General features: G+C 36.4%; 1 pseudogene. It reads left to right on the top strand.

The features are described 5' to 3' along the window. Positions 1-1132, top strand: a pseudogene (locus tag FUA24_RS17270) (hypothetical protein); the annotation flags it as partial.

Below are 1132 nucleotides of genomic sequence, written 5' to 3'. Positions count from 1 at the left end.
AACAACATCGGGCAGTATTTCTAGAGGTGTAACCATTGGAAACAACCAAAATGCTGTAGTTAATAGTGAATTAGATTTACAAATTACAGGGAAATTAAACGAAAAAGTGTCACTTAGAGCCTCAATACAAGATGCTAACATACCTTTACAAGAAAGTGGCTATAGCCAACGTTTAGATGAGTTTGACCAAGTTTTTATTGAGTTATTTAGTGATACTTGGAATATACGAGCGGGCGATATTGATTTACAAAATAGCAATTCTACTTTTGCAAATTTTTCAAAACGCGTACAAGGCCTATCAATTAATGCCAATATAGAAGGCCAAAACACCAAAACTAACCTATTTGCTGCTGGTGCTATAGTACGTGGTCAATTTACCCGTAGCCAGTTTACAGCACAAGAGGGCAACCAAGGCCCCTACAAGTTACAAGGGCCAAACGGTGAGCTTTTTGTACTTATTGTTTCGGGTAGTGAAACCGTTTACGTTAATGGCGTAGCTGTAAAACGTGGTGAAGACCAAGATTATATTATTGATTATAATGCTGGCGAAATTATTTTTAATGCTACATTTCCTATTACTTCTGAAATGCGTATTACTGTTGATTATCAGTTTAGCGAACGTAATTACTCGCGCTTTGTTGGCTTTGGTGGTGGCCGTATTGAAAATGAAAAATTGAAAATTGGCGTTTCAGTATATTCTGAAAACGATGCAAAAAACCAACCATTACAACAAAATCTATCAGAAGAACAAGTACAAATTTTATCAGCAGCAGGTGATGATAGAACGCAAATGGTTGCACCTTCAGAAATTGAAGAATCGGCTAACGAAAACCGTATTCTATATAAAAAAGAACTTATTAACGGTATTGAGGCTTTTGTTTTTTCAAATAACCCCAATGATGTACTTTACCGCGTTACATTTACCCAAGTTGGCACCAACTTAGGCAGCTATGTTATTAGTAACAGCAACGCTATTAATAATATTTATGAGTATGTGGGCATTGGCCAAGGTAATTATGAACCTATTGTGCAACTTGTAGCACCAACTAAACTACAATTGGCTGTTATAAACGGAAGCTATAAACCAAGCAACAACACACAAATGGCATTTGAATTAGCGGGAAGCAAAAAC

The organism is Seonamhaeicola marinus (assembly GCF_008085455.1).
The sequence above is the reverse complement of the archived record's forward strand: the minus strand, read 5'-3'. Positions and strand labels throughout refer to the sequence as shown.